General features: G+C 63.0%; 11 protein-coding genes. 8 read left to right on the top strand and 3 right to left on the bottom strand.

From position 1 onward, the window contains the following. The first annotated feature begins 95 nt into the window (after positions 1 to 95). The 3 genes from EXZ48_RS12540 to EXZ48_RS12530 all read left to right on the top strand — a co-directional run bounded on the left by EXZ48_RS12540 (position 96) and on the right by EXZ48_RS12530 (position 3,741). Positions 96 to 2,618 carry a methyl-accepting chemotaxis protein gene (locus EXZ48_RS12540; protein ID WP_130516266.1) on the top strand — a complete coding sequence of 841 codons (2,523 nt, stop codon included), beginning with the start codon at positions 96 to 98 and terminating at the stop codon, positions 2,616 to 2,618. A 97-nt stretch (positions 2,619 to 2,715) separates the two neighbouring features. Continuing rightward, positions 2,716 to 3,330 carry an RNA polymerase sigma factor gene (locus tag EXZ48_RS12535; RefSeq protein ID WP_050745430.1) on the top strand — a complete coding sequence of 205 codons (615 nt, stop codon included), beginning with the start codon at positions 2,716 to 2,718 and terminating at the stop codon, positions 3,328 to 3,330. 24 nt (positions 3,331 to 3,354) lie between these two features. Next, entirely contained in the window at positions 3,355 to 3,741 is a 387-nt protein-coding gene (locus tag EXZ48_RS12530) for a VOC family protein (protein WP_023516664.1), read from the top strand. A 72-nt stretch (positions 3,742 to 3,813) separates the two neighbouring features. On the opposite strand, the gene EXZ48_RS12525 is transcribed toward EXZ48_RS12530, so the two are convergent. Beyond that, a complete protein-coding gene (locus EXZ48_RS12525) occupies positions 3,814 to 4,053 on the bottom strand; it encodes a hypothetical protein (protein ID WP_023516665.1) in 240 nt (79 codons plus the stop codon). Between the two features lie 97 nt (positions 4,054 to 4,150). After that, positions 4,151 to 5,440 carry an isocitrate lyase gene (aceA, locus tag EXZ48_RS12520; protein ID WP_023516666.1) on the bottom strand — a complete coding sequence of 430 codons (1,290 nt, stop codon included), beginning with the start codon at positions 5,438 to 5,440 and terminating at the stop codon, positions 4,151 to 4,153. Positions 5,441 to 5,659: 219 nt separating this feature from the next. On the opposite strand from aceA, the gene EXZ48_RS12515 reads away from it, so the two are divergent. The 5 genes from EXZ48_RS12515 to EXZ48_RS12495 all read left to right on the top strand — a co-directional run bounded on the left by EXZ48_RS12515 (position 5,660) and on the right by EXZ48_RS12495 (position 11,317). Further along, positions 5,660 to 7,075: a short-chain fatty acyl-CoA regulator family protein gene (locus EXZ48_RS12515; RefSeq protein ID WP_024270953.1), complete on the top strand. Its 1,416-nt coding sequence runs from the start codon at positions 5,660 to 5,662 to the stop codon at positions 7,073 to 7,075. Between the two features lie 169 nt (positions 7,076 to 7,244). Next, positions 7,245 to 8,354, top strand: coding sequence for a polyamine ABC transporter substrate-binding protein (locus EXZ48_RS12510; RefSeq protein WP_197032927.1), 1,110 nt, complete (start codon positions 7,245 to 7,247; stop codon positions 8,352 to 8,354). An 81-nt stretch (positions 8,355 to 8,435) separates the two neighbouring features. Continuing rightward, entirely contained in the window at positions 8,436 to 9,578 is a 1,143-nt protein-coding gene (locus EXZ48_RS12505; RefSeq protein ID WP_130516264.1) for an ABC transporter ATP-binding protein, read from the top strand. Positions 9,579 to 9,582: 4 nt separating this feature from the next. Then, positions 9,583 to 10,494: an ABC transporter permease subunit gene (locus tag EXZ48_RS12500; RefSeq protein WP_024270956.1), complete on the top strand. Its 912-nt coding sequence runs from the start codon at positions 9,583 to 9,585 to the stop codon at positions 10,492 to 10,494. A 4-nt stretch (positions 10,495 to 10,498) separates the two neighbouring features. Then, entirely contained in the window at positions 10,499 to 11,317 is an 819-nt protein-coding gene (locus EXZ48_RS12495; RefSeq protein WP_024270957.1) for an ABC transporter permease subunit, read from the top strand. Between the two features lie 17 nt (positions 11,318 to 11,334). On the opposite strand, the gene EXZ48_RS12490 is transcribed toward EXZ48_RS12495, so the two are convergent. Beyond that, entirely contained in the window at positions 11,335 to 13,176 is a 1,842-nt protein-coding gene (locus EXZ48_RS12490) for an AsmA-like C-terminal region-containing protein (protein ID WP_130516262.1), read from the bottom strand. Between the last annotated feature and the right edge of the window lie 172 nt (positions 13,177 to 13,348).

Below are 13,348 nucleotides of genomic sequence, written 5' to 3'. Positions count from 1 at the left end.
TTGCGGCCGCATGAAGTCGGTAATCCGGCGTCCGAATCCTGGGGAGGCCTCAAAAAGGGGCAGGGGTGGAGCACGCCGACAACGGATGTTCCGCCATGTTCATTGATAAGATTCTCGCCCGCTTCAAGATCCAGACCAAGGTCCTGGTCTTCATCCTGCCTTTCGTGCTCAGCATCTGCGCCGTGGGCTTCACCGGGCTCTATGCCTCCGGCCTGCTGCAGGGCCGCATGGAGATTTCCAACAGCGTCCTCCAGTCGCTGAGCGGCTTCAAGGATGTCTATGCCGGCATGAACCGGTTCCTGCAGAACACCAGCGAAGAAAACCGCGACGCCGTGCACCAGCGCCTGACCGCGCAGGACGCGGTTCTCCAGGCGACGATGGATGGCCTCGCGCCCGATGCCGACAAGTCCAAGCTGGTGGATGCGCAGGCCCAGACGAAGGATATCGAGGCCCGCATGGACGGGCTGTGGTCGCTCTATGTCAACGAGAACGGCCTGCACGAGACCATGGCCAAGAACCTCAACTATCTCTCCAGCGAGCAGGTGAAGATCCTCGACGAGGCGACGAAGCTGCAGCGCACCGTGCGCCAGAACGAAAATTCCGCAAAGAGCATGCTGCGCGAGGCCGAGCGCCTGACCAATGCCAGCAAGTTCTTCGGTGATCTTCTGTCGGAGTTCAGCCGCGGCGCAACGCCGGAGGACCAGCTGAAGGTCATCAAGGAGCGCTATCCCTTCATTTCGAAGACCGAACGTTCGATCGCGATGATCCTGCCGAAGAACCAGAAGGTCGTATCCATCACCATCCGCAACACGATCGACGAACTCGGCGGTTTCCTGTCCTCGTCGGATCCGGCGAGCGTCACCGTGCCGGAAATCGCACGCCGGGTGAACCGCTTCCGTCAGGTCACCATCCAGCTCCAGGGCGCCGCATCGGAAAAGATGCGTGAAGCAACCCGCATCTTCAGCGAACTCGACGCGCCGATCATCAAGTCCGAGGCGGTGCTGTCGGCCACGCGCAAGCTGGTGTCTTCGATCGACGACATCGAGGTCGCCGCCGCGCGCTTCCTCGGCCAGACGTCGGAGCAGAACCGCGTCAAGCTGCTCGGCAACCTGTCTATCCTGCGCATCGACATAAAGGCGCTCAGCGGCAGCGCGAGCGATCTTCCCTTCTTCGACGCCGTTGACGACGCGCTGCGTCCGGTGCTCGACCGCATCGATGCGGACAGCGCCGCACTGGTGAAGATCAGCACCGAGCGCGCCGCCGATTTCGAGGCCGCAGGCCAGTCCATCGATACGATCTGGAATCTCCTCAGCCAGTTTGCCGAGGAACAGAAGACCAGCGCCGGCACCGAGCGTGAAAAGGCCAACCAGGTTTCGATCCTCGCGACCGTCGCGGGCGCTGCGATCGCCGTTCTTGCCGGCATCGCCCTCGTGCTGACGCTGAAGGGCCCGATCAGCCAGATCACCGGCGCCATGCGCCGCCTGGCGGACGGTTTCCTCGACACGGGTATTTCCGGCGAAGGCCGCGCCGACGAGATCGGCGACATGGCCCGTGCTCTCGGCGTCTTCAAGGAGAACGCCCTCTCGAAGATCCGCGTTGAGGCCGAAAGCGAAGAGCAGCGCAAGGCCGCGGAGGCCGAACGCACCCGCAACGATGTCGAAAAGCAGGCGTTCGACCGCGAGATCGACTTTGCGGTCAGCGCGCTGGCCGCCGGTCTCGAGCGCCTCGCGCAGGGCGATCTGTCGCGCCAGATCGACACGCCGTTCTCCGGCCGTCTGGAGCAGTTGCGCCAGGACTTCAACGTCTCGCTGACGCGCCTTCAGGATACGCTCGGCCAGATCCGCAACAATGCGCTGTCCATCCAGCGCAGCGGCGCGGAGATGCTGCAGTCGGGCGATGCGCTGGCCAAGCGCACCGAATCCCAGGCCTCCTCGCTGGAAGAAACCGCCGCGGCCGTCGAGCAGATCACGGCGACCGTACGCTCCTCCGCCGAGCGGGCGCATGAGGCGAACATCGTCGTCGGCACGACCAAGCGCAGCGCCGACAGCTCTGCCGCCGTCGTCAGCAATGCGATTGCCGCCATGGGCCGTATCGAGGGGGCGTCGCGCCAGATCGAGCAGATCATCGAGGTGATCGACGACATCGCCTTCCAGACTAACCTGCTTGCCCTCAACGCCGGCATCGAAGCCGCCCGTGCGGGCGAAGCCGGCAAGGGTTTTGCCGTCGTCGCACAGGAGGTGCGCGAGCTCGCCCAGCGTTCGGCCAGTGCTGCGCGCGAGATCAAGGGCCTCATCGAGAAATCGACGAGCGAGGTCAGCGCCGGCTCGCATCTCGTGCAGGAAACGGGCGCAGTGCTCGCCGCGATCAGCCAGCAGATCGTCACGGTCAGCCAGCATGTGGACATGATGGCGACGGCAAGCCGCGACCAGGCGGCAGCGCTGCAGGAGGTCAACGGCTCCGTCAACCAGATGGACCAGATGACCCAGCAGAACGCCTCGATGGTCGATATCACCACCGCGGCGAGCCGCAAGCTGGCAAATGAGGCCGATACGCTGATGATGCTGGTCGAGCAGTTCCGCCTGGAGGCGGACGAGCAGACGATGTACCGCGCCGCCTGATGGTGTGCATCCCGCGGGCGTGGCGTGCAGCCGCGCCCGCCAGAAGCCTCGCTGCTTCCGTCCGGCAAGGTTGCCCAACCCTGCGCCCTGTGATCCCATGGCCGGCATGACCCACCGCACGATCCTGGCCGCATTGCGGCAATGCGCCCGGCGCCACAGCCGCGTCGCGCACGAGGCGGACGACCTGATGCAGGACGTCCTGCTGTCGGCGCTCGCTGCCGGCCGGCGCATCACGGATCCGGGATTCGTGGCCTGGGCAAAGGGTGCGATCCGCAACCACGCCCGCTTCACCGCGAGGACGGCCGTGCGGCGACGGGTCCGTGAAGCCGCTTTCGAAGCGCCGCAGGACATGCCCGATCCTGCGCCCCTGTTCGCGGCGGTCTTCATGGCATCTTTGCCGCCCGCCCAGCGCGTTCTGGCGCTTCTCGTCAATCTCGGCCTCGGCCGTGCCGAGATCACACACCTGCTTGGAGTAAGCGACATGGCCTTCCGCCAGCGTCTCAGCGGGCTGCGCAGCGCGTTCGACGCTTTCGGTGGCGAGGCGGCTTCACTGGACGGGTTTGCACTGCTTTCGGCCGGCGGCCCTGCGCGGCGATCGTTGAAGCAGGCCCTCAAGCCGCATGCCCCGCGCGCTTTCGCCATCCGCGATCCTGATGGCATTCCCATTTTCTTTTCGAGGCGCGATCACGTTTCGCACGGTGACGGCAACTAGCCGGCGCAACAACAGGAGGCTTGCATGACGATAAACTTCAACGGCGTCACCATCATCTTCAACGTCGCCGATATCGAGCGCACGCGAAGGTTCTACAGGGAGTATCTCGGCATCGAATTCGAGCGCCACGAGGACGAGGATGCCGGCGCCTTCCTGATGACGAAGATCGGCACGGAGGTGGATCTCATGGTCTTCAAGGGCGATCCGCAACCCGGCAACACGCCCAATGTGGTCTTCGGTCTTGCCGATGGCGGCATCGATACGGTGATCGAGCGGCTGGCCGCGGCCGGCGTCGAGATCGTCACGCCGGTCTCGCACGCGCCGGGCGGCTGGTTCGCCGACTTTCGCGATCCGGATGGCCAGATCGTGTCGTTCTATCAGTCGGCTGAGGTGCCGAGAGCTCTGACCTAAGGGCCGGCCTCAAACGAAAATCCCCGGCGCGCAGGGAGCGCCGGGGATCTTGCTTCGACTGGATGGTGCCTGTCAGCCGCGACCCTGCGTGACGATCACGGGGATCAGGAGGTCGCCCCAGTTGCCCTCGCCGCCATGATGGCGGGCGGAGCGGACCAGCTCCACCGAAACGCCGGCCTCGACCGCCTTCATGACGGACTGGTTGAGGCGGTGCAGGTCGTTGGCGACCATGCGGATCATGGCCTGCTGGTCGGGGGTCATGGCGGAGGCCTGTTCTTCCGCGCGTTCCTTGACTCGGGTCTGGACTGTCATGGCATTTCTCCTCTTTTGAGCATTTGCAGGCAGGTGGTACGCCTGCCGTCGCAGGAATGCGGCTCTGTTGGGGTTCTTGAAAGGTTGACGGGTCGGGTTACTCGGCGGCCGGGCGGAACTGCTCGTGCTCGGTCGATTCATGCATGGCGGTCGTCGAGGACTGGCCGCCGGTAATGGCCATCGAGACGGCGTCGAAGTAGCCGGTGCCGACTTCGCGCTGGTGCTTGGTGGCGGTGTAGCCGTTGATCTCGGCGGCGAATTCCGCTTCCTGCAGCTCGGAATAGGCTGCCATCTGGCGGTCCTTGTAGCCGCGGGCGAGCTCGAACATGCCGTAGTTCAGCTGGTGGAAGCCGGCGAGCGTGATGAACTGGAACTTGTAGCCCATCGCACCCAGCTCGCGCTGGAACTTGGCGATCGTCGCGTCGTCCAGGTTCTTCTTCCAGTTGAACGAGGGCGAGCAATTGTAGGCGAGCAGCTTGCCCGGATGCGCCTTGTGCACGGCTTCCGCGAATTTGCGGGCCTGTTCTAGGTCCGGCTTGCCGGTCTCCATCCAGATCAGGTCGCAATGCGGCGCATAGGCGATGGCGCGGGCGATGCACGGCTCGATGCCGTTCTTGACCTGGTAGAAGCCTTCGACCGTGCGACCCTTGTCCCTGTCGACGAAGGGCTGGTCACGCTCATCGATATCGGAGGTGAGAAGCTTGGCGGCCTCCGCATCGGTGCGGGCGACGACCAGCGTCGAGGTGCCCATGACGTCGGCGGCAAGGCGCGCGGCGTCGAGGTTGCGGATATGGGCTGCCGTCGGGATCAGGACCTTGCCACCGAGATGGCCGCACTTCTTTTCAGAGGCGAGCTGGTCTTCGAAGTGGACGCCGGCAACGCCGGCCTCGATGAAGGCCTTCATGATCTCGAAGGCATTGAGCGGGCCGCCGAAACCGGCTTCCGCATCAGCGACGATCGGGGCGAACCAGGTGTCGACCGAAAGGCCGTTGCCTTCTGCCGTTTCGATCTGATCGGCCCGCTGCAGCGTGCGGTTGATGCGCTTGGCGAGCTCCGGTGCGGCATTGGCCGGGTAGAGCGACTGGTCGGGGTACATGGCGGAGGCCGTATTGGCATCGGCGGCGACCTGCCAGCCGGAGAGGTAGATCGCCTTCAGGCCGGCGCGGACCATCTGCATGGCCTGGTTGCCCGAGAGGGCACCGAGCGCATTGACGAAATCTTCCTCGTGGATGAGCTTCCACAGGCGGTTCGCACCGTTCTCAGCCAGCGTGTGGCGGATCTGGACGGAGCCGCGCAGCTTCTCGACCGTCTCGGCCGTATAGGGGCGCTCGATGCCGTCGAACCGGCCCTTCGGTGCGCTCGGGACGAGATTGTAAAAATCGGTCATAATATCCTCCGGTACGATGTCTCGGGATCGGGCTTGGCTTTCTTCGTTGCCCGATTTCATGTGACAGTATTTACATCGCAGCGCACAATAGGGCGAGAGAAAACCGGAAAATCAGCGATGCAATCGGGTAATGATGTCTTGTCTTTGACAAAGGTGCTCTGTAAAAAAGTAAAAATTGTAAATCTTCCGGTGGTGGCATCGGTGTAAAGGATTTGACACATGGCGGAGAACAAGATCTTTGCCGGCCCGAAAGTCCGGCGCATTCGCAACACGCTCGGCCTTACCCAGACGGCAATGGCCGAGGGGTTGTCGATCTCGCCGTCCTATCTCAACCTCATCGAGCGCAACCAGCGGCCGCTGACGGTCCAGCTGCTTTTGCGCCTCGCCTCCGTCTACAAGGTGGATCTCGATGAGCTGCAGGGCGAAAGCGCTGGCAATGCGCGCCAGCTGCGCGAGGTCTTCGCCGATCCGCTGCTTTCGGGAGAGTTGCCCGGCGATCAAGAGCTGGTGGAAATCGCCGAAGCGGCGCCTAACGTGGCAAGTGGCATCCTGAAGCTTTACCGTGCCTATCGCGAACAGGCTGCGCGTCTCACCGACCTTGCCGATCTTCTGGCCCGCGAGGGCCATGCGACGACGCTGTCGGGTGCGCTGCTGCCGATGGACGAGGTGCGCGACAAGCTGGAGGGGCGCCCTAACTATTTCGGCGCCATCGACGAGGCGGCGGAGCGGTTTCATGCGGCGCTGGCGCCCGGCGACGACCTGGCCGCCGCCCTGAAAGGCTGGCTGCGCAAGGAGCACGGCGTCGTCGTGCGGCTTCTGCCCGTCCACACCATGCCGAACCTGCGCCGTCGCTTCGACCGACATTCCATGCGGCTTTTCCTGTCGGAGCGCCTGTCGCCCTTCGACCAGCTGCGCGAGATCGCCATGGAAACGGTGCAGCTCGCCCTTCAGGACGAGATCTTCGCCGAACTCGACCAGCTCGCCTTCTCGACGGCGGAGGCGAAGCGCATCGCCCGTTTCGAGCTGGCGCGCTACGCTGCCCACGCGCTGATGATGCCCTACGAGACCTTCCATTCGACGGCCCAGCGCGTGCGCTACGACATCGACGTGCTGCGCTCGCGCTTCGGGGTTTCCTACGAGCAGGCGGCAAACCGGCTGACCATGCTGCAAAGGCCCGGCAGGGCGGGTGTGCCTTTCTTCATGCTGGAGATCGACAATGCCGGCAACCGCTTTCGTCGGGCGGGCGCGCAGGGCTTTCCGCAGGCGCGCTTCGGCGGAAGCTGTCCCAAGCTCGGCGTTCACTCCGCTTTCTCGCAGCCCGGGCAGATCCTCGTCGACCGGGTGGAAATGCCTGACGGTGCCGCCTTCCTCGCCATCTCGCGCACGCTGGAAGGGCCGCAGGGCGTTTTTGCCGAGCGGGTGCGCCGGACCGCGCTGTTGATCGGCTGCGATGCCGCCCATGCGGAGGATACCGTCTACGGCGAAGCGGTGCGGCGGGAGGGCGCGGTGGCGGTCGGAACGGCCTGCCGGCTCTGCGAGCGGCAGGGCTGTCTTGCCCGCGCCGAACCGCCCGTCACGCGGCCTCTCGGCCTTGACGAAATGGTCGCTGGCCTCAGCCTTTTCGACTTCCAGTGACTTTTTGCTTGATTTCCGCCGCCGTTAGGGCTTCAAATCTGATAGGAATGGGAACAATGTGATATCAAAATTCGCCCTGTGTTTGAGTAGAATGCCGCTTGTCGCCTCTTGAAAAACATCCATAATCGGTGACTGTTCTTCATACGAACTCATAGGTCCGAGAGAAAAACTGGGAGAAAAATCAATGATAAAACGTACTCTTTTGGCGACTGCCGCCACGCTTGCGCTGTTTGGCGCGGGCGGTGCGCTCGCGCAGGAAAAAGTCGTTAACGTCTACAACTGGTCGGACTATATCGATTCCTCGATCATCGACGATTTCACCAAGGAAACCGGCATCAAGGTCGTCTACGACGTCTATGACTCGAACGAGATCCTCGAGACGAAGCTGCTTGCCGGCGGCACGGGCTACGATGTGGTGGTGCCGACCAACACCTTCCTGCAACGCCAGATTTCGGCCGGCGTCTACCAGAAGCTCGACAAGTCCAAGCTGCCGAACCTCAAGAACATGTGGGATATGGTCGCCACCCGCATGCAGCCGTTCGATCCGGGCAACGAATATTCGATCAACTACATGTGGGGCACGATCGGCATCGGCTATAACAAGGCCAAGATCAAGGAAGCCCTCGGCACGGACACGATCGATAGCTGGAGCGCGATCTTCGACCCGGCCAACGCCGAGAAGCTGAAGGATTGCGGTATCAATCTCCTGGATTCGCCGACCGACATCATTCCCGTCACGCTTGCCTATCTCGGCCTCAATCCCGATAGCCATGACCCGGCCGACATTGCCAAGGCCGAAGAAGCGCTGATGAAGATCCGCCCCTTCGTGCGCAAGTTCCATTCGTCCGAATTCATCAACGGTCTTGCGAATGGCGACATCTGCATCGCCGTCGGCTGGTCGGGTGATATCTTCCAGGGCCGCGACCGTGCGGAGGAAGCCGGCAACGGCGTCGAGGTCGGTTACACGATCCCGAAGGAAGGCACGCAGATGTGGTTCGACCAGATGGCGATCCCCAACGATGCGCCGCATGTCGACGAGGCGCATGCCTTCCTCGACTACATCATGCGCCCGGACGTGATCGCGAAGGCTTCGACCTACATCCACTATGCCAACGGCAACAAGGCGGCACAGGCCGTCATGCCGAAGGAGATCCTGGAAGACGCGACGATCTATCCTGACGATGCGACGCTGGCCAAGCTCTTCACCAACACGACGCTGGACGCAAAGACGCAGCGCCTGTTCACACGGACCTGGACCAAGATCGTGACCGGTCAATAACCGGTCCGGAACGAATTGCCCGGAAGCCTCTTCCGGGCAATTTCATTTATGCCGCCAGAAAATAAGAGATGGGGACAGGCAATGAAATCTCTCGGCAATATCCGTCGTTCCTTCGCACCTTGGACGGATCCGGACGCAAAACCATTCATCACGTTCCGCAATGTCACGAAGAGGTTCGGCGATTTCACTGCCGTCGATGATCTCACCCTCAACATCTATCACCGCGAATTCTTCGCCCTTCTCGGGGCGTCCGGCTGCGGCAAGTCCACGCTTTTGCGCATGCTCGCCGGCTTCGAGCGGCCGACTTCGGGTGAAATCATCCTTGATGGCCAGGACATTGCCAACATCCCGCCGTACAAGCGGCCGGTCAACATGATGTTCCAGTCCTATGCGCTCTTCCCGCACATGACGGTCGAGAGCAATATCGGCTTCGGCCTTCGCCAGGACGGCATGCCGAAGAACGAGATCGCCGAGCGCGTCGCCCAGATGCTGAAGCTGGTGAAGCTCGAGAAATTTGCCAAGCGCAAGCCGCACCAGCTTTCCGGCGGCCAGCGCCAGCGCGTGGCGCTCGCCCGCTCGCTCGCCAAGCGCCCCAAGGTGCTGCTGCTCGACGAGCCGCTTGGCGCGCTCGACAAGAAGCTGCGCGAGGAAACGCAGTTCGAACTGATGGACCTGCAGCAGGAGCTCGGTCTCACCTTCGTGGTCGTCACGCACGACCAGGAGGAGGCGATGACCATGGCCGACCGCATCGCCGTCATGAGCCACGGCAAGGTCATCCAGGTGGCGACACCCGCGGAAATCTACGAAGCCCCGAACTCCCGCTTCGTCGCCGACTTCATCGGTGACGTGAACATCCTGGATGGCAAGGTTTCGGCCAATGGCAACGGCAAGATCGAGCTTGCCGTCAACGAGGGTTTCACCATCCGCACGGTGACGGGAAACGGCCCTGCGCCGGGCGCTGCCGCGGGCTTTGCCATCCGGCCGGAAAAGATGAAGGTGACGCGGGCCGCCCCTGCCGACGCTTCCGTCAATGCGGCCCCGGGCGAGATCTGGGATATCGGCTATCTCGGTGACATGACCGTCTTCTACGTCAAGCTCGACAGCGGCAAGGTCGTGAAGGCCTCCATGCTGAATGCCCAGCGCGAAGTTGAGGATCCGATCGCCTATGACGAGAAGGTCTGGGTCTCCTTCGGCGAAACGGCCGGCGTCGTGCTGAAGGATTGACCTGATGACCAAGCTCGGCTCCGCCATCTTCAGCCGCCTTGTCATCCTCATTCCCTATGCCTGGCTGCTGTTCTTCTTCCTCATTCCCTTCTTCATCGTCTTCCGCATCTCGCTGTCGACCACCGCGATCGCGCAGCCGCCCTATGAGCCGGCTTTTGCGCTGGCGGACGGGCTTTCCGGCATCCTTGCGAAGATCGGACAGTTCAGCTTCGACAACTACGTCTGGCTGACGGAGGATGCGCTCTATCTGAACGCCTATCTGTCGAGCCTCTGGATCGCCGGGGTTTCCACTTTCATCACGCTTCTGATCGGCTATCCGATCGCCTATGGCATGGCGCAGGCGCCGCGCACGCTCAGGCCCACGCTGCTGATGCTCGTCATCCTGCCGTTCTGGACGAGCTTCCTGATCCGCGTCTATGCCTGGATCGCCATCCTGAAGCCGGAAGGCCTGCTCAACCAGTTTCTGATGGGCACCGGTATCATCGACGAGCCGCTGATCATCATCGGCACCAACTGGGCGATCTATATCGGCATCGTCTATTCCTACCTGCCGTTCATGGTGCTGCCGCTCTATTCGGCGCTGGAGAAGATGGACAACACGTTGATCGAGGCGGCGCAGGACCTTGGCTGCCCGCAGATGTCGGCCTTCTGGAAGATAACCTTCCCGCTCTCCATTCCGGGTGTCGTGGCGGGCTGCATGCTCGTCTTCATTCCGGCCGTTGGCGAATTCGTCATTCCAGATCTGCTCGGCGGATCGCAGACGCTGATGATCGGCAAGACGCTGTGGAACGAGTTCAACGCGAACCGCGACTGGCCGGTCTCGGCCGCCGTCGCCACCATCCTGTTGCTGATCCTGGTCGTGCCGATCGTGTTCTTCCAGAATGCGCAGGCGAAAGCCGAAGAGCAGGGGAGGTAAACCCATGAACACCTGGTCCCGTTTCAACATCGCCTCGGTCGTTCTCGGCTTTTCCTTCCTCTATCTGCCGATCGTGCTTCTGGTCGTCTTCTCGTTCAACGAATCGAAGCTGGTCACCGTCTGGGCCGGTTTTTCGACGAAGTGGTACGTCTCGCTCTTCAACAACCAGGGCCTGATGGATGCCGCCTGGGTGACGATTCGCGTGGCGTTGCTCTCGGCGACCGTCGCGACCGCTCTCGGCACCATGGCAGCGCTGGCGCTGACGCGCTATACGCGCTTCCGCGGCCGGCTGCTGTTCTCCGGCATGGTCTACGCACCGCTCGTCATGCCCGAGGTCATCACCGGCCTCTCGCTGCTCCTGCTTTTCGTTGCCATCGGCTTTGATCGCGGCTTCGTCACGGTGACGCTGGCGCACATCACCTTCTCGATGTGTTTCGTCACCGTCGTGGTCCAGTCGCGCCTGCTCTCCTTCGATCGTTCGGTCGAGGAGGCAGCGATGGATCTTGGCGCCACTCCTGTGAAAACCTTCCTCGAGGTGACGTTGCCGATCATTGCGCCTGCCGTGTTGTCCGGCTGGATGCTGGCCCTCACGTTGTCGCTCGACGACCTCGTCATTTCCAGCTTCACCTCCGGTCCGGGGGCGACGACCTTGCCGATGAAGATCTACAGCCAGGTACGCCTCGGCGTGACGCCGGAGATCAACGCGGCGTGTACGCTGCTCATCGGCCTTGTCGCCATCGGTGTCGTCATCGCGTCGATCATGACGAAGCGGCGCGAGGTGCAGCGCCTGCGCGACGAACAGGCGGCCTTCGCCGGCCGCTGAGGCTTGCCTCAGGAAGCCTACTGGCGGGGTTGCTGCCCCGTCAGGATGGAGATCGGCGAGATCACCGGCTCCGGCCAGGAACCGCCGACGAAGAAGCTGATTGCCGGCGTGACGACGGCGGCGGCATCCGCCTGGGGCCGGTCGGCGAGCGTGCCGGCCAGCGCCACGCTGCCGCTGCGATAGGGGATCATACCGGACAGCGTCAGCAGCTTATCGTTGCCTTCGATCTGTGCCTTGGTCAGTTCGGCAAGGCCCCGGTCGAGCTTGGCCTCCACATCGGCCCGCACGAAATCAAACGATCCCTCTGAAGCTTCCGAGAAATTGAAGAACGCGTTTTTCGCCGCCCGTTCCTCGAAGGCCTGACGGTTAAAATGGGTGAGCGTGCCCGGTCCCATGGCCAGCCGGAACTGGCCGGACATGTCCGAAGCCGTCGTCGCCCAGAGCGGCCGATCCGTCGACAGTTCGAAATCCGCAGATCCTCGTCCGGAAGGCAGCGGCCCGGGCAGGGCGAGCGTGTTGACGATCGCACCGATATCGACGTTGCTCAGCGACATCTGCAGGCGCCCGCCGCCGCGAAAGCCCTGTTCGGTGAGCGCGATGCGCCCGGTCATGCGCCCGTCCATGAACTGGCTGTCGCCGACATCGAAGGAGGCGCGGCCATTTTCGATGCGCATGCCGGCGGCAAGGTCCTGCAGGGAGAAGGGTGCGAAGTCCGCGCTTTTGGCGGAAAGCCGCAGGTCCATGCCGAATTGATGGATGAAGGCGGTGTCGATACCGGTCGTGGTCTGGTCGGCGCCGGGAAGCGGCGAGAGGGCGGTCAGGAAGGCGCGCAGGTCGATCCGGTCGAAGGCCAGCGTGCCGCCCACCTGCGGCAGGCCGTCCGGCGGCATGTTGACGTCCAGCACGCCGGTCGCCTGCGCATTGTCGAGGGTGAGCTTCAGATTTTCCAGCTTGGCCGTGTAGCCCGCCGTCGTCACCTTCGCCTCGGCATTGATATGGCCGAGATTGCCGACGGATGGGATTTCCTTGCCCTGCCAGGCAAGCAGATGCCCGAGCGACGGCGTCGACAGCGTCATGTTGCCGGCGATGAAGGCGTTGGTCGAAAGATTGGCGATGCCCTCGAAGGTCATCGTCGTCGGGTCGGCGGAAAGGTTGGTGCGCACATTGGCATTGAGGCCGGCGAGCAGGGCGAGCGGCTGGTCGCAGCCGAAGGTCCAGCGGCTCATCTCGCCGTTGACGATGCCGGAGAGCGTGAGGTCAAGCGGCCGCCTGAGGGCTGGCCAGTCGATGTTGCCGTTGATATCCGACATGCGGAAAGGCGCTGCCCCGTCGTCCTGCGCGACCTCGATGACGCCGTCGACCACGTTGATCGTGCCGATACGCTCCTCCGGCAGCTCCGGTATCGCCTGCCCCTCCGGCGCTGATTTGGTCGCGTCGATCGCCTGCATCAGCCAGCCGCTGTGGCGCCAGTTGAAGACCCCCTCGGCATCCCAGCCGACATGGATCGTCGGCCGGATCAGATCGAAATCGCTGAAGACCGGTTTGCCGCGCACCGCGCCGAAGAGGTCGAAGCTCGCCGATATGGCGTCGACATGCGCAAGCTCGCTCCCGTCGGCCGCGGCGGTGATCCGCACATTGCCGAGCGTCACACGCGGATAGGGCCAGAACGCGAACTCCGCTTCGTTTCCGATATCCACATCGGCGCCCGTCCAGGCTTCGAGCGTCTGTTCGATCTCCCTGCCGACCGTGTCGGTCTGGATGAGGAAGGGAAAGCCGATGCGCACCGCGGCAAACAGCACCAGAACGACAAGAATTCCCCGCACGAAATGCCGCGACTGGATGAAACGGGAAAGGGTCATTCGGATGCAGGTCCTTTGCCGGCAGCGTTCACATCATTTCAAGCGAACGGGGATAGGCGCTTGGGGCGAAGAAATCAAATGGCGCCATGGCGGAATTGCGTCCGGCAACGGCGTGAACCGGCGTTCGCCACTTTATACTGCGGCGCAACATGCTATACGAAAGCCATGGAGT

Origin of the sequence: Shinella sp. JR1-6, from assembly GCF_004284735.1 — a bacterium.
Taxonomy (GTDB): domain Bacteria; phylum Pseudomonadota; class Alphaproteobacteria; order Rhizobiales; family Rhizobiaceae; genus Shinella.
Note: the sequence above shows the minus strand (reverse complement) of the source record. Positions and strands in the feature narration are given on the sequence as shown.

What these genes read in the sequence shown, in the direction of transcription:
- EXZ48_RS12535 (WP_050745430.1), top strand. Translation starts at nt 2,716, where the DNA reads ATGGCCGGCATGACCCACCGCACGATCCTGGCCGCATTGCGGCAATGC.
- EXZ48_RS12495 (WP_024270957.1), top strand. Translation starts at nt 10,499, where the DNA reads ATGAACACCTGGTCCCGTTTCAACATCGCCTCGGTCGTTCTCGGCTTT.
- EXZ48_RS12515 (WP_024270953.1), top strand. Translation starts at nt 5,660, where the DNA reads ATGGCGGAGAACAAGATCTTTGCCGGCCCGAAAGTCCGGCGCATTCGC.
- EXZ48_RS12540 (WP_130516266.1), top strand. Translation starts at nt 96, where the DNA reads ATGTTCATTGATAAGATTCTCGCCCGCTTCAAGATCCAGACCAAGGTC.
- EXZ48_RS12505 (WP_130516264.1), top strand. Translation starts at nt 8,436, where the DNA reads ATGAAATCTCTCGGCAATATCCGTCGTTCCTTCGCACCTTGGACGGAT.
- EXZ48_RS12490 (WP_130516262.1), bottom strand. Translation starts at nt 13,176, where the DNA reads ATGACCCTTTCCCGTTTCATCCAGTCGCGGCATTTCGTGCGGGGAATT.
- EXZ48_RS12530 (WP_023516664.1), top strand. Translation starts at nt 3,355, where the DNA reads ATGACGATAAACTTCAACGGCGTCACCATCATCTTCAACGTCGCCGAT.
- aceA (WP_023516666.1), bottom strand. Translation starts at nt 5,440, where the DNA reads ATGACCGATTTTTACAATCTCGTCCCGAGCGCACCGAAGGGCCGGTTC.
- EXZ48_RS12500 (WP_024270956.1), top strand. Translation starts at nt 9,583, where the DNA reads ATGACCAAGCTCGGCTCCGCCATCTTCAGCCGCCTTGTCATCCTCATT.
- EXZ48_RS12525 (WP_023516665.1), bottom strand. Translation starts at nt 4,053, where the DNA reads ATGACAGTCCAGACCCGAGTCAAGGAACGCGCGGAAGAACAGGCCTCC.